This window comes from Tissierella praeacuta, assembly GCF_040396155.1.
Classification (GTDB): Bacteria; Bacillota; Clostridia; order Tissierellales; family Tissierellaceae; genus Tissierella; species Tissierella praeacuta_A.
Window position 1 is genome coordinate 128,086 of sequence record NZ_JBEBOY010000002.1, and the last position, 15,101, is coordinate 143,186.

Sequence of the window (15,101 nt, forward strand, 5' to 3'; positions counted from 1 at the left end):
ATGAATAAATTAATAGTGTTAATTGGCTGCTCTTTAATCTTGACTGGCTGTTCAAGCTCAATAAATACAAGAGCTAGTTTAAATGATGGAGCAGAAGTAGTGAAAGTGATTTCGCTTGAAAATGACCAAGAGCAGATGTATATAAATGATGATATGAAAGAAGTTATAGATGAAATAAATAATTTAAGAGAAAAATATAAAGATATTTTGAAGGAAGGCAATTTTGAATCACTATATATAAATATATATGATAATTATCAAAGAGATTCTTATGATACAAGATTTGATAATAATATGTCTAGATACAATGAAGATTATTTTAATGATTTAGTTCAGATTATAGATAAGAGTATAGCTCATGGGTTAAAAGATTATGTAGATGAAATGTCAAATAAAAAATTAGAACCAAATGATTCAATTTCAAAAAAAATAGGAAGAGCAGTTGCAACAGTTATAACAGCAGACAATATAAATTATAAAGATAATCGTATAGTTATTGAACTAAATATTCTAGATATTAAAGATGATAATTATAGAAATATTTTTAATAAAATTTCAGATAATAACTATATTTTAGATAATGTAGTTAAGGGAGAAGAATTGGATTTAATAAATTTTGTAAATTGCAATGGATATACAAGAAACTATAGAGCTAATAATCCTAGTATAAGATATAATTTGTTTTTAAAAGATAAAGAGATAGAAAAAGTAAATATACTTATAAAAAAAGTTAAAGATAATAAATTAGATGGAATAGATATAGAAGTTTTTCTAAACTTGCTTTCTAGCCTAAATTTAAATGAAGAGGAAAAGAAAGTACTATTAGAAGAATATAGAAATATCTTTGAGGAAAAAGTTAATAGTAGAAAAACATCTACAGAAAAATATAATATTATTATTGAAGGTAATAAAGGAAATAAATATTTAGGAGAAAACAAGCAATTTATTTATTTTTCTATTGAAAACCGTCTATGAGCTCAATCATGGGATCAGCAATACTAAGCTCTTTAGTCTCAAGAATATACTGTATATCTTATAAAAACAAAAAATCCTTTTTGATTAAAGGATTTTTTGTTTTTTAATGTGTTTTTTATTTTATATTCATTTTAAATAATCTAAGTTTTATTAATATACTTCTCTAACAGTAAGTTCTTCGCTTATAGTAAACCCAAATCCATCTTCACGGATTCTCTTTACTGTTTCTTTTACAAATTTGTCTGCATTTTCAATAGCTTCTTCAGCTACCATAATACCTTTTTTAGTTATTTCGCCTTTAGCTAACATTTCAGCACCAATAATTAATGGTATTGCTGTAAGTGGAGCCATATTTCCTGCTACTCTTCCTATATAAGACATACTTTTGCCATCTTTTTTACCATGTAGCTCTGTGGCTGCACATGCAGTAACTCCCTTTAAAAATTCCTTAAGTTCTTCTTCTGTCATTGTGGGTTTGCTTGCTTTTTGTGCTAATAATACAGCTAGTGCAAAATCACGAGGTGATACAGGATTACCATTGATGTCAAGCGGATAATTAGATGTAAGACCTGCTAAGCTAAGGTCTTTAAAGCCTTCATATGCTGATACTGGTTCAAGGCTGAACCTTACAGATACATTTTGAATTCCAGATGAATATCTAGGGAATGTAAATACTTCAGGATGACCTATTCTGGTAACCTTACGAACGCCATAAGGTTCTCCAAAATCGAAATTCCATTCTTCACGGAATGAAGGTTCATTTAATTTTTCTCCATTTTTAATATATGGAGCATTGTGTACACATTCTAACATATGTCCAAGTACTGCAGGACCACCTGGTTCTTTCTCATCACATGCAAAGTAAAATATAGCTTCATTTAGTGAGTCGAAATAACGTTGTTCTGCACTACATGCTAGTACTGATAAAAATCCTGGGCTTGCACCAAGGCCCATTATCATACTAAGACCTTTTTCTTCAGCCTTCTTTGGTAAGTCTGATTCAAATATTTTATGGAATGCTTCAATATCATCACAGAAATCAATATAGTGTTTACCAGCTTTTATTGTAGTTTCTATAATCTTATATGCAAGAATATGATAAGGACCTGTACAGTTAGCAACTACATCACAATCCTTTATAAGTTCGTATAAAGCTTCCTCATCAGAAACATCAACTTCTGCTGCTTTTACTATTGGTGAGTTAAGACTTTCTACAATTTTCTTGTTTTTTTCAAGATTACGAGATGAAATTATTACTTCATCAAAGATGCTACCATGATTGATTAAATCTCTAATACCATAAAGTGCTTGAGAACCTGCTCCACCTAATACAACTAGTTTCATAAATAATCCCCCTTAAATCATTTTTGTGTATTTGGTTATTACCAGCTTGTTAATATTATATCATCAGTAGATGTAATAGTCTAACAAAATAGTAATTAATTTCCATTTATGATTTTATATATGAATTATTATATTTTTAATTACATCCTATATAGTGCTAAGATATATTAAATTCCATAATTAATACAAATATCTATGATAATACAATAATATAAAAATATATACTACAAAATAGAAAATATAAAAGTCAAAAAGAGTAGAATAACAAAATTGAATCCTTTAGAAACAGAAGGTTCAAGAGCTGTTATTTTTTGGTAGGTAGATTGAATTATTCTAGTTATCATTCAAGTATATATCCAACTTATTATGTTATAATACGTTTAGAAATTATTTGTTTTATATCTAAAGGGAGGAAAATTAAATTGAAAGCAGGATTATTAGAAATTTTAAGAAAAGAGGTAAGTCCAGCATTAGGGTGTACGGGACCAATATCTGTTTCTTTTGCTGTAAGCAAAGCAAAGGATATAGTTGGAGGAGTTATAGAGGAAGTAACAGTTACTATGGATCGTGATACATATAAGAATTCTATTTCAGTAGGGATTCCTGGAACTAAAGAAAAATGGTGAGGTTATTTTAAAAAAAGAATTTAATAATGATAAAAATGCTATATATCAACCAGGTCATGAAATAGGAGATTATACCATTAAGGATTTTATTAAATTTTCAAAAGAAGTTTCAATTGAATCTCTAGATTTTATTAAAACGGCTGTAGATATGAATATGGAACTAGCTAAAATAGGGATTAAAAAAAGCAGTGGAGATGGGTTTGGAAAAGCATAGTTACAAATAGGTGGAAAAAATCCCTTATATAAGGCAAAAGCCTATACGGCATCAGCCTCTGATGCAAGAATGGAAGGAGAAAGTTTACCTGCTATGAGTTGTGCTAGTAGTGGAAATGTGGGAATTACAGCATCTATACCATTAGCGATTATGGCAGAAGAAGAAAACTGTAGTGAGGAAAAGATGATTCGTTCTGTTGCATTAAGTTTTCTTATTACAGTTTATGTTAAGAATCATATTGGAAGATTATCACCGATGTGTGCATGCTCAATAGCAGCCTCTTTAGGTGTTGCCGCAGGGATGGCTTATTTACTTAATGGAACTGATGAAGAAATAGATAGGAGTATTACAAATGTAATAGGAAGTATAGGTGGTATTTTATGCGACGGAGCTAAAAATGGATGTGCCTTAAAGTTATCAACTGCAATAGGAGTTGCAATAGAATCAGCTTATTTAACAAAAGTAGGTGCTTCAATTGATACTGGTGAAGGATTAGTTTCTAAGACAGCAGACGATAGTATAAAAATCCTCGGAAAAATTGCAAGAGAAGGAATGATAAAGGCAGATATTGTAATGTGTAAAGAGATTATATCAAGGAAATCGGTATAACTTTAATTTTATATAAATAAATATTAGGAAAACTTTTTAAATTATTTTCTTATCTAAAACCCATGGAATTCCATGGGTTTTAGATTTATATTATATTTTATTTTTAAATATCTTTAAATTATATGTAACTTTTCTTCCATTTTTACGAATAGTTAGTGGAGGATGATAAAATGGAAATTAAAATACAAAATCTTAGTAAGAAATATAAAAATGTAAAGGCTTTAAATAATATTAATTTAACTATTAAAACTCCATCTATGATTGGACTTATAGGCCCAAATGGAGCTGGAAAAAGCACATTAATGAAGATCCTAGTAGGACAATCTATAGCTACAGAAGGGGATGTGCTAATAGATGGAGTTTCATTAAATAAGAGAGAAAAATATTTAAAAAGTAGGCTAGGATATTTACCTCAAGACTTTGGACTATATGAGGAGTTAAAAGTAGAGGAATATCTAGACTATATGGCTTCATTGAAAGGAATAAACAGAAATAAAAAAGAAGTGATAAAAAGAGTTTTAATAATGACTAATCTTGAAGAAAAAAGAAAACTTAAAATAAAGACACTTTCTGGAGGACAAAAGCAGAGAGTTGGAATTGCCCAGGCAATGTTAAATAATCCAGAACTAATTATAGTTGATGAACCAACAGTAGGGTTGGACCCTGAGGAAAGAATTAAGTTTAGGAATCTTTTTTCTGAAGATTCTATTAATAAAATAGTTATATTGTCTACCCATATCATTGAAGACGTAGAATCTATATGTAATCTAATTATTGTTATAAATAAGGGGAAAATACTTTTCGTTGGAGAACCTAGTGAATTAGTCAGTAAAGCCGTAGGTCATGTGGGAATTGTAGAGATTAGAGGTAATGATAAGGATGATTTCTTACAGAGAGAATCAAAAGGAGAGTTTAAAATTATATCTACAGTTATAACTCCTTCTGGTATTAAATATAGGGTAGTATCTGAGAATCTAGATTCTTATTTTGAAAAAGTAGTTCCTTCATTAGAAGATGCTTATATGTATTGTATGTTGGAGGAGGAAAGACAATATGGGGTTATTTAAGAACGAAGTTAGATTAATGTTTAAATCCAAGATGGTTATAATTTTAATTGTAGTTGCCTGCATTATGGTTTCTATAGGTATCAATTCATTAAATATGTCTAATGACTTTGATCTATTTTATATAAATAGATCTTCTTCAACTATTTCCTTTGGTTCTGCAAAATTTGGAGCATCAATATGTTCTATATTATTTGGTTTGTTTACAGTGTTGACTTTAGATAAGGATAAGAGAAAGAGAAGTAAAGAGGTTATAGAATCCAATATTAGCTACCATAATTTAATGATGATTAGGATTTTATCAATAGTTTTTTATGAAATATTAACAACTATACTTGGAATGATAATTGTTATTGCTACACAAAGGTTTATATATGGTATTCCGATTAATATTTTTTATTATTTATTTAATTATTGGATTATATTTTTTCCATCTCTTTTATTCTCTACTTTAATAGTAAGTGGACTATATTTTTTAACAGATAGTATGGATATAAGCTTTATAACTTTAGGAATATTTTTTGTTAAGAGTCTAACTTCAAACAATTATTTGTTTACATGGGTACAGACTAATATAGATATTATTTCAGATTTTGTAGGAATTCAGGTTATAGGAAATACAATTCTATATAATAGGCTATTATGGATTTTTATTTGTATTTCAATATTTTCCATAGGATTATTGTGTAAGAGAAGATATGAATTTGGTCTAGGAAATTCATTTTCAGTTAATATAAAAAACAGAGCATTGATATTATTAGTTATAGCTGCAATACTTGGAAGTGGATTTACTTATATAAAAGAACCTTATACAATGGAATTAGTTAGAGATTTTGAATCTGTTATTGGTGAAAAAGTAAGCTTAATTAGCCTTAGTCCAGAAATTATTTTTAATAATGAAAAGGGAGAAATGAAAGGTACGGTTTTATATAAATTCATAAATAAAGGCTCTAATTCAATTATATTTGAGACAAATACTGGACTGAGTATAGACTATATAAAGGTTAATGGAGAAGAAACAGGATATAAAGAAACTAAGAATAAAACTACTATTGAAATACCTATACCAAATACGGAAAAAATAGAAATAGCAATTTCATATGAAGGCAAGGTAAAATCAGATAAAAATAGTGTAGGCAGAGGTATGCCAGGATATATTTCTAAAGATAGTATTTATTTGATTGAGAACTCTAATTGGATTTTTAGACCTTTAGTTAAAGAGGGAGATAATATAAAGATTTCTGGATATTATTCTGCACCAGATTATTTAACGATGATAGTACCTGGAAGACTTGTAGATATGGAAATAAAAAATGGGATGAAAAAATGGATATTCGAGTATAATTCCCATACATGTGATATTGGAGCATTTGCAGGTATATATAAAAAATCTCAAATTGCATTTGAAAATATGATTGTAGAATTTTATTATTCTCCTAGACATGAAGAATATGTTAAAAATATGAAAATAGAAGAAAATATAAAAAATATAATGAAATATTATACTGAAAATATAGGAGAATATTATTCAGATATATATCCTTTAAAGATTGCAGAAGTTCCTCTATATAAACGGGGAGGACATTCATCTGAGAATGTTATAACTGTTTCTGAAAACATGTTGAATCGTGAAAAGGACATGTATTCAATAATAAACAATGAAGACCTTCAATATAGTGATATGAGAATGGATGTTTTTATGGAGGATATAAGTCTTATAGCCCATGAAATGGCTCATCAATGGTGGGGAACTGGGGTTAATGTAGTAGAAGCAAGCCCTTGGTCTAGTGAAGGACTTGCCCAGTATTTTTCCTATAAATATATACAAAATGAATTTGAGGATATTGTATCAAATATGTATTTAAGTAGATGGGAAAGACGTGTAAATGAGTTAAAGAACTATTATTATATAAATAATAATGAAATGTTAGATAGAGTAAATGAAAAATATAGAAGATCTTTAGAAATGGAAAAGATGCAAAGTGAATTATACTATTTAATGCCTATTAAACTATTAAAGGGAGAAGAACTTCTAGGAGAAGAAGAATTTTTAATGGAATTAGGAAAAGTATATAAAAAATATGTATCAAAAGATTTAACTTATGAAGAATTTCTTAAAGAGATGAATCTTTCTAAGGGGGACATAGAAATTGAATAATATTAATCTATTAAAATACGAACTTAAAAGAATTATAATATCAAAGAAATATTTTTATATGCTACTTCTAGTGATGGCATCGGCTTATGATTCATTAACTAGACTGGTAACAGGAGGATATTATGGAACTGCCCCATTTTCAGAATGGACCTATACATTTTTTATTCAATTAACTTCACCTTTAGTAATAAGTATTATGATATTCATAATGACTAGTATTTTTACTGAGAAAGAGTTGAGAGCTAGAAAGATATTATTTTCAGCACCAATATCTCAAAGTAAATATTATATATTAAAATCCATCTCTATAATAATTGCATTTATAATAACAGCTTCGATTCCTATTATAATAAGTTTTGTATATTATAAAGTTTTATTTAATTATACTCAATTTTTCATTTTTATGAAGTCTATTATATGGTTTCTCATTCCTTCTTTTATATTTCTCCTAGGGGTTGCAATGGCTTTAGGGAAAATTAGTATAAGGTTATTATATGGATTAATTCCAATTACTTTTTTATTAGGGACTATAGATACGACGTATATTTTGCCACAATGGCTAGATATATTTGGAGCTCATTTTTTTAAGATGGCTACATTTGCTGATTTATTTGGAAGAGAAAGTGAAATTGTATCATTAAATATACCAAATTCTTTTATTTATACTAGGATTGTATTTATCACTTTGGGAATTATATTTTTAATATATACATGTATGAAGAGTGAAAAGGAATAAATGAAATATGACGATGCAAAAGAATAAGGAAAACAGGAGGTGGGAAAGTGGAAGAACAGTTACAATTATTAAAAGATGGAAATGAAGATGCTTTTGAAGAATTCATTCTTGAAAATAGAAAAGCTGCTGTAAATTTTGCATTAAATATACTCAAAGATTACTATGCAGCAGAAGACATTGTACAAGACAGCTTTGCCATCTTTTATGTATATAGATATAAGTTGAATAACTATAGTACCTTAAAATCCTATTTGTTTTCTATTATACACAATAAATCTGTAGATTATATTAGAAATAATAATAAAAATATTTACATTGATTATGATACTATTTCCACTATTTCTCCTGAAGAAATTCTTATAGAAAAAGAAAAGAAAGATAGGTTTATGAAAAATTTTAATAGACTTAATGAGAATGAAAAAAACATACTTTATTTATATGCCTTTCAAGAAATGAGTTATAAGGAAATTGCAGAAGTATTAAAAATTAGCTTAGCTAAAGTGAAGATTACTATTTTTAGATCAAGAAAAAAATTAAAGGCTTCCTATATGGAAAAATAAGCTATTTGGAGGTAGAGCTTATGAAATATTATGAAGATGAGCGAAGATATTTAAATGAGATATGGAAAAAAGTAAGAACACATGAGTATGATAGGTATCAATTAGAAAAAACAAAAGAAAATAAGAAACTTTTGAGGAGAATAGAGATAAAATTATCACTTTTAATATTTGGAAGTTTAGCTTTTATAAGTTTGATGCTATATTTTATATTGGGAATTAGTATGGAGATGTTAATGATATGTATACCAGCATTTTTATTAGGAGCTCAAGTATATGAATACTTGACTTTTTATGAAACTAAAAGGAGGATATTCTGTGAAAATTGAGATTAAGGAATTGGTAAAAGACTATGGGCGTTATAGGGCATTAGATGATGTAAATCTTACTTTTGAGGGAGGATTACATGGACTTTTAGGACCTAATGGGGCAGGAAAGACAACTTTTATTAGAATTTTATCTACATTATTACCTAAGACATCAGGAGAAATTTATTATGATGATATAAAGATAGATAATAAAAAGGAAATAAGAAAGCTAATAGGTTATCTTCCGCAGGAATTCTCCTTTTATCCAAATTTCACAGTTTATGAAACATTAGATTACTTTTCTTCTCTTTCCAATATAAAATTAGATAAAAAAGAAATATTACAGAGGCTAGAAAGAGTACATCTTCAAGATATATATAAAGCAAAAATAAAGACTCTTTCAGGAGGAATGAAGAGAAGACTAGGAATAGCTGTAGCAATAATATCAGATCCAGAAGTATTAATTGTAGATGAGCCTACGGCTGGCCTTGATCCAGAAGAAAGAATAAGGATTAGAAATATGCTTTCTGAATTTGGAAAAACAAAAACCATACTATTATCAACTCATATTGTTGAAGATATTCAATTAAGTTGTAAAAGCCTTTCTATCCTCAATAAAGGAAAAGTTCTTTATAATGGAACAGTAAAGGATATAATAAAAAATGCTGATGGATATATATGGAATTTGACTATAGATGCAGAAGAATTTTATCAATTTATGGACAAGTACAATGTTATTTCATCTATAATAGACGGGGAGAAAATTTCCTTGAGAATATTATCAAAGGAGAAGCCTTCTTTAAAAGCTTGTAATATTCAACCGACCTTAGAAGATGCATATATGAAACTCATAAAGGGGGTATAGAAATTGCTCAGAAAAATCTTTTTAAAGCAAATAAAGGAACAAATCAAAAGCATAAATATATGGATTTTAATAGTAGCTATATTTTTATTTTACTATACTCAGTTTATAGGGGATATAAAGAGATATAGTGTTAATCCTATAGAGTCTAGGATAAAGGATGAAGTATTTTTATCTATAGATCAATTTTTCGGAATTACAAAGGAGTATACGGATTTAGAAGAATTAATGGAAGCTATTTATAATAATATGAAAATTGATTATGAATCTGGAAAGGTACTGAAAATAAAAGGAACAAATAGAATATACGAAAAGATAGATGACGAACAGAAAAAGACTTTATACGAAGCCATAACTGAGATTGAACAAAAGGATTTTATATTTGATTCTAATATACTAGAAAAAGTAGATAAGTCTTTAGGAGAAAATACGGTCTATGATTTATATAAATTAGATTTAAATCTCTATTCAGAATATATATATAATAATATGAAATATGATTATGAATTAGGAAATACTCTAAGGTTCAGAGGAATAGGCAGGGTATATGAGAAGATAAATAATGAACAGAGAAAATATTTAAAAGAGGCTATGGAGGAAATAAAAAACACCTCTTTTGAAACTATGGATGAATATGATGAATTTATGGGAAAAGTAGATGTAGCTTTAGGAGGACATACTATATATAATAAAAATAATAATATAACAATGATTATGGAAATTAAACATAATGACTATGAAAAAGAAATAGAAAAATATAATACCATAGTCAAAGAGGATAAGATAACTAATGCTTATGGGAGACTTTTTGCTGATTATATAGGAATTGCTACAAGTTTGTTTACTGTATTTATAACTGCCTTTACTCTTATAAAAGATAAAAGATATAGTACTAATGAGATTATATACACTACTAGAGTATCCTCCTATAAGTATATTATAGGAAAATATTTAGGAGATATAATAATTGCAATTTTAATAGTATTATTAGTAGCTGCCCGTGCAACATGGGTATTTCATGGATTTTCAAAACTAATAGGAGAATCTATTTCTTATACAGCATTTTTTAAGTATTCCATATTATGGATTTTTCCGACTATTATGTTTGTAACGTCCTTAAGTTATGTACTTCAACTTATATTTGATAATGGAATAGTTCCTATTATATTTCAATTTTTTTATTGGAGATATAGTGTTACTCCTCTAATACCAAAGGGCATTCAACCTACAAAATATTTCATAAGGTTTAATAGAGTTGTTCCATATTCGGAGTTTCAGCCGCTTATAAAGGATATATGTTTAAATAGAATACTATTTACTCTATTTGCTTTAATATTATTATTTATAGCTATAAAGCTGTGGGATAGGAAGAGAGGGAATATAAATAGTGGATTTAAAATTAGAAAAAAAGGTATTTTACACTAATGTAAAGATAATTTCATTTAATATTATAGCCTTAGCATTAGTATATATAGGAACCCTTTATCTAATGGTAAATATAAATAGTTTATCAGAAGATAGTATAATTTTTATTGGTGAGCAGCTTCTATCGCCTATTGGAATAGGGATGTTTGTTGGAATAGGACTGATTGAAAATGGATATAAAGTAGGAGAAATGGTTTACTTAAAACCATATCCTTATTGGAAAATTGTTTTCTATCGGATCATCATTGTATCTATACAGTTGTTTCTAATATTAGCCATTTTAATTAATAATTATAGACTGATAGTATTTGGATAAAATTAATTTAATAATAGGTTTCTATAAAAGTAAAATTTACTTTGATTAGTACTAGTTTTGGTATATAATTAGTTAATGGGTAATAATGAATAAGCTGGAGGTGATAAGATTGGCTGATATGGAGAATATACTACAGCAAATTTTAGAAAATCAGTTATTTATGCAAAACCAATTTAATAACATGCAAAATCAATTTAATAACATGCAAAATCAAATAAACACCATGGATAACAAAATTGACAATAATCATAAACAGGTAATGGATCGTCTAGATAATGTGGAAAAAGGATTATTAACTTTAGAAAATAACCAGAGCGCAATTAAGGAATTTATATTACAAAGTGACTCATCATTTAGAAAAAGTGAAGAAACTTATAAAGTAATTCAAGATATTAGAAATATATTTGCAAAAGAAGATTAATATATTAAAACCATAATTTTAGCTATTGCTACTATTATGGTTTTATACTTTTACACATAAAAAAGATTAAATATAGTTGGTTAATATTTAACATCTATCAAACAAAGACCCTTAGGTTCAATCATAGGACCTGCAATACTACGGTCCTTAGATTCAAGTATAGATTTTATATCCTTTGGGTTAATTTCTTCTTTCCCTACTCTAACTAAAGTTCCTGTAATAATTCTGATCATGTTGTGTAAGAACCCATCACCTTCAAAGTCTATGTATATATAGTTGCTTTCCTCTGAGATACTAATACTTGTTATAGTTCTAACAAAACTTTTCTTTTTTGATTTCATAGTAGTAAAGGCAGAGAAGTCAAAGGTTCCCACCAATTCGTCAGCAGCCTTTTGCATTAAAGAGAGATTTAGTTTTTCAGGAATATGAGAAACAAATTTCCTAGTAAATACATTTTGATATTTATTATTATCTATTGTATATCTATATAATTTGGATTTTGTATTATATCTTGAATGGAATCTTTCATCTTCTTCTAGAAGATTATAAGCTACGATATCATCAGGTAAATATCGATTAATATATTTTTCTATTTCTTCTATGGTCATATTAGAATTGGTAAAGAAATTGCAAACTAAAGATTGTGCATGAACTCCCTTATCAGTTCTTGAGCAGCCTATTACATTTATATTTTCAGATGTCATTTTACTAAGTAAATCTTCTAATTTTCCTTGTATAGTATTATTTTTATCACCTAATCTTTGCCAGCCTGAATATCGACTACCATCGAATTGTAAGTTCATTTTAATATTTTTCATTTTATCTACTCCCATTAATTGATATAATCATTATAACTCATATTGTAGATTCTATAAATATAAAAAATAATCACTCTGTATATACAGAGTGATCAAAGCAAATATAAACTATACTTACTCCATTTCCTTTAAAATTCTTAAATAATGGTTTGCTTCTCTTAGAACGTGATCTCCCAAGAGAGGTATGATGATGGACCTGATTTTACATGCTAATAAACCCTGAGTACCAGCTTTTTTAAAGGCCATTACTTTCTCTGTTGCTTTTAGACTTTTATTTAATATCTCTTTTTCATTGTTTTTATTGCAGTTTTCTTCTAATATTTTTTCTAATGTTTCGGCCAATTCTTCTGCTGTTTCCTTTAAATTTTCTTCTGTAGGGTCAAGTAGTCCATCAATAAACTCTAAATGTTCTTCCATTATTTGATTCCAAAAATTTAGTTCATCGCATATAGTTCTATCTGGTAACTTTCTATTTTGTAGAGATTTTAATGATTCCATATATAATTTAGCTTCTCGAAGAATATGTTCTATTAGAAGAGGATAAAGGGTGGTAAATATCTTACATTCTAATTGAGATTTAATCAATTTTTCCTTAAAGTCAATGACTTCCTCTAATAAATTAATTGATCTCATATTTATATTATATAATTTTTCTTCTAACCATTCAGTATAGTTAAAGTCTACATCTGATTTTAAATTACTTTCAACTTTAGTAATTTCCGTATTTATAGAAGAACCAGATAATTGTGAGGATATTTCTTCAGCTTTTAAAGTAAAAGGTGTTATAATCTCATTTGATTCTAATACTTGATTTTCTATGGCACAGTTTGCAAATACAACTGTTTCAGCCAGTACCACTTCAAATGATTTCTTAAGTAAATTAGCTTCACCGATTTCAGCACTATTAATTGGTGGAAGATTAACTTCTATGAAAAACATATGCTCTTTCATAATCCTTTGAAAAAATAAATTTGTTTCCAACGAAATTTGAATAAATTCTTTTCTCGATAACAATAAAATCCCCCCTTTAAATATAATATTCATATAAATATAATATTATGAGGGGATTGATGATTAGTTTATACTGTTATTAAGTTTTTCTCTAATACTATCATTGATTATATTGTTATTTGCCTTCAAATTACTTAGAAATTCTTTTATTATATTTGAAAAATTAGTATATTGATATTTTTCCATAGTCTTTTCAAAATCTTTAATTACATTTTCCCTCATTGCAAAAGTGTTTTCGTCAAAGTTAGGACTATGGTTATCTCCATAGAAATAAGTGTAGACATACCATTTATAGATTTCATTGACCCTTGGCAATAAATTAGAATATGGATAAATCATTTTAAAACTTTCCACGGTCAATATTCTTTCAGCTAATTTATCCCTTGGTATTATAAGGCTACCATCTTTCATGAAGGGTTCATTAGTGTCTAAGGCTAATATTTTAAGATAATCATTATATTCATTGGTAATATTTTCACTAAAGTTATCTATAAACTTTTGATTATCAATCGAGTAATAATACATATTCTCAGAAGTATCTAATTTATATCCCAAAGTTATATTATCTATTAAATGTTTTTTCAATTCAGGTTCATCTTTTAACACTTTTTCACGATTTAAATATTCTAAGCTGTTTAATTTATCGATAGATAAACCATATTTTTTAAATAGATAATCAAAGTTCTCACTATATTGATACATTTTAAATAAATCATCTATTTCAATACTTTTGTTTAAAGACATTTCATCTAATTTTTTTATATATTCAGTTAAAATCTCTGTATTATCATGTGTGGATAACTTGCCTTTGTGCTCATTTATATATTTTAATGCTTCTGGAAAATTGCTTTCTATTAGTTTTTTTGATTCCTCAAGGACTTCTTTATCGGAATTTTCTTTGGAATAATCTTTTCTTTCAACTTGAAGTAATTCAGCACTATCTTTACCATCCCATTTATACCAAAGAGTCATTTTATCAGAACCTACGGAACTTGAATCTTCAGTTTCTGGATCTACTGTATAAATACTAAATTCTAAAATTCCATCATTATTTATATCCTTGATTTCATTATTAGTATATACGGATATTAAAGATATTTTATTTTCATTTAATATATTTTTAAGTTTCTCATCTTTTAAAATAAATCCATAGGTTACTCCAGAGTGAGCACCTACACTGTTATTAAGAAGTAATCCATTTTGATCTTGAGATATTTTTCCGATTACAATTTGATAATTAGTATTATCATAGTTCATTGAGACTTTATCTATAAGGGTATATTTATCTCCATTAAATTTGTATATTTCTAAACTTCCTTCATCAGCCATATTATTAGGATCTCTCTCTTTAAATACAGCAATTTCAGGTATATTATCATCATCAAGGTTTCCAATAGCATAAGAAGGATTATTATTTGTAAGTTCATTTCCAAATTTAGTTGCATATTCCATATATGTTTTATCTTTTAGAAAGTCATAATCTTTATCTTTTGATAAGATAAAGTCTTTTATTGACTGCTCTAGAGTCAAAGGAGCAGGCGAGCTTTCATTAGTAGAACAAGCAATTAAAAAAATAGCCAGACATAATACTAGGACTATGAGTTTCATTGATTTCTGTGACATATAGCACTCTCCTTTCTATAAGGATATTATACAC

16 protein-coding genes are annotated in these 15,101 nt (G+C 27.5%); 12 read left to right on the forward strand and 4 right to left on the reverse strand.

What is annotated here, in order from left to right; genetic code table 11:
* Positions 1 to 975 (forward strand): hypothetical protein, encoded by a 975-nt coding sequence (locus ABWP20_RS01795; RefSeq protein WP_353093150.1) that lies wholly within the window; start codon positions 1 to 3, stop codon positions 973 to 975.
* Between the two features lie 150 nt (positions 976 to 1,125).
* Here the strand turns inward: ABWP20_RS01795 and ABWP20_RS01800 are convergent, their stop codons facing one another.
* Positions 1,126 to 2,319, reverse strand: a complete 1,194-nt coding sequence (locus ABWP20_RS01800; protein WP_353093151.1) for a saccharopine dehydrogenase family protein — start codon at positions 2,317 to 2,319, stop codon at positions 1,126 to 1,128.
* 422 nt (positions 2,320 to 2,741) lie between these two features.
* Here ABWP20_RS01800 and ABWP20_RS01805 point away from each other — a divergent pair, with 422 nt between their 5' ends.
* The 11 genes from ABWP20_RS01805 (at position 2,742) to ABWP20_RS01855 (ending at position 11,615) form a co-directional block, all read left to right on the forward strand.
* Positions 2,742 to 2,945: a hypothetical protein gene (locus tag ABWP20_RS01805; protein ID WP_353093153.1), complete on the forward strand. Its 204-nt coding sequence runs from the start codon at positions 2,742 to 2,744 to the stop codon at positions 2,943 to 2,945.
* 220 nt (positions 2,946 to 3,165) lie between these two features.
* Positions 3,166 to 3,768: an L-serine ammonia-lyase, iron-sulfur-dependent, subunit alpha gene (locus tag ABWP20_RS01810; RefSeq protein WP_353093256.1), complete on the forward strand. Its 603-nt coding sequence runs from the start codon at positions 3,166 to 3,168 to the stop codon at positions 3,766 to 3,768.
* A gap of 170 nt (positions 3,769 to 3,938) precedes the next feature.
* Positions 3,939 to 4,835: an ABC transporter ATP-binding protein gene (locus ABWP20_RS01815; RefSeq protein WP_353093155.1), complete on the forward strand. Its 897-nt coding sequence runs from the start codon at positions 3,939 to 3,941 to the stop codon at positions 4,833 to 4,835.
* A complete protein-coding gene (locus tag ABWP20_RS01820) occupies positions 4,822 to 6,990 on the forward strand; it encodes a M1 family aminopeptidase (protein ID WP_353093157.1) in 2,169 nt (722 codons plus the stop codon). Before ABWP20_RS01815 ends, ABWP20_RS01820 begins: the two co-directional genes overlap by 14 nt.
* Positions 6,983 to 7,726 (forward strand): hypothetical protein, encoded by a 744-nt coding sequence (locus tag ABWP20_RS01825; protein ID WP_353093159.1) that lies wholly within the window; start codon positions 6,983 to 6,985, stop codon positions 7,724 to 7,726. The genes ABWP20_RS01820 and ABWP20_RS01825 overlap by 8 nt, the downstream gene beginning before the upstream one ends.
* A gap of 47 nt (positions 7,727 to 7,773) precedes the next feature.
* Positions 7,774 to 8,286 (forward strand): RNA polymerase sigma factor, encoded by a 513-nt coding sequence (locus ABWP20_RS01830; RefSeq protein ID WP_353093161.1) that lies wholly within the window; start codon positions 7,774 to 7,776, stop codon positions 8,284 to 8,286.
* 20 nt (positions 8,287 to 8,306) lie between these two features.
* Positions 8,307 to 8,612 (forward strand): hypothetical protein, encoded by a 306-nt coding sequence (locus ABWP20_RS01835; protein WP_353093163.1) that lies wholly within the window; start codon positions 8,307 to 8,309, stop codon positions 8,610 to 8,612.
* Positions 8,602 to 9,456 (forward strand): ABC transporter ATP-binding protein, encoded by an 855-nt coding sequence (locus tag ABWP20_RS01840; RefSeq protein ID WP_353093164.1) that lies wholly within the window; start codon positions 8,602 to 8,604, stop codon positions 9,454 to 9,456. Before ABWP20_RS01835 ends, ABWP20_RS01840 begins: the two co-directional genes overlap by 11 nt.
* Positions 9,457 to 9,459: 3 nt before the next feature.
* The gene (locus ABWP20_RS01845; protein WP_353093166.1) at positions 9,460 to 10,878 is read left to right on the forward strand and encodes an ABC transporter permease; all 1,419 of its coding nucleotides are present in this window, start codon (positions 9,460 to 9,462) and stop codon (positions 10,876 to 10,878) included.
* Positions 10,841 to 11,194, forward strand: a complete 354-nt coding sequence (locus ABWP20_RS01850; RefSeq protein WP_353093168.1) for a hypothetical protein — start codon at positions 10,841 to 10,843, stop codon at positions 11,192 to 11,194. The genes ABWP20_RS01845 and ABWP20_RS01850 overlap by 38 nt, the downstream gene beginning before the upstream one ends.
* A gap of 109 nt (positions 11,195 to 11,303) precedes the next feature.
* On the forward strand, positions 11,304 to 11,615 hold the full coding sequence (locus ABWP20_RS01855) for a hypothetical protein (protein ID WP_353093170.1): 312 nt from the start codon (positions 11,304 to 11,306) through the stop codon (positions 11,613 to 11,615).
* Positions 11,616 to 11,695: 80 nt separating this feature from the next.
* Here ABWP20_RS01855 and truA read toward each other — a convergent pair whose 3' ends face one another.
* From truA to ABWP20_RS01870, 3 genes are all read right to left on the reverse strand, one after another.
* Complete coding sequence (gene truA, locus ABWP20_RS01860; RefSeq protein ID WP_353093172.1) at positions 11,696 to 12,433, reverse strand: tRNA pseudouridine(38-40) synthase TruA; 738 nt, start codon at positions 12,431 to 12,433, stop codon at positions 11,696 to 11,698.
* Between the two features lie 114 nt (positions 12,434 to 12,547).
* Positions 12,548 to 13,447: a DUF2935 domain-containing protein gene (locus ABWP20_RS01865; RefSeq protein WP_353093174.1), complete on the reverse strand. Its 900-nt coding sequence runs from the start codon at positions 13,445 to 13,447 to the stop codon at positions 12,548 to 12,550.
* Positions 13,448 to 13,507: 60 nt separating this feature from the next.
* The gene (locus tag ABWP20_RS01870) at positions 13,508 to 15,067 is read right to left on the reverse strand and encodes a hypothetical protein (protein WP_353093176.1); all 1,560 of its coding nucleotides are present in this window, start codon (positions 15,065 to 15,067) and stop codon (positions 13,508 to 13,510) included.
* Between the last annotated feature and the right edge of the window lie 34 nt (positions 15,068 to 15,101).

What these genes read in the sequence shown, in the direction of transcription:
- ABWP20_RS01800 (WP_353093151.1), bottom strand. Translation starts at nt 2,319, where the DNA reads ATGAAACTAGTTGTATTAGGTGGAGCAGGTTCTCAAGCACTTTATGGT.
- ABWP20_RS01835 (WP_353093163.1), top strand. Translation starts at nt 8,307, where the DNA reads ATGAAATATTATGAAGATGAGCGAAGATATTTAAATGAGATATGGAAA.
- ABWP20_RS01870 (WP_353093176.1), bottom strand. Translation starts at nt 15,067, where the DNA reads ATGTCACAGAAATCAATGAAACTCATAGTCCTAGTATTATGTCTGGCT.
- ABWP20_RS01815 (WP_353093155.1), top strand. Translation starts at nt 3,939, where the DNA reads ATGGAAATTAAAATACAAAATCTTAGTAAGAAATATAAAAATGTAAAG.
- truA (WP_353093172.1), bottom strand. Translation starts at nt 12,433, where the DNA reads ATGAAAAATATTAAAATGAACTTACAATTCGATGGTAGTCGATATTCA.
- ABWP20_RS01820 (WP_353093157.1), top strand. Translation starts at nt 4,822, where the DNA reads ATGGGGTTATTTAAGAACGAAGTTAGATTAATGTTTAAATCCAAGATG.
- ABWP20_RS01795 (WP_353093150.1), top strand. Translation starts at nt 1, where the DNA reads ATGAATAAATTAATAGTGTTAATTGGCTGCTCTTTAATCTTGACTGGC.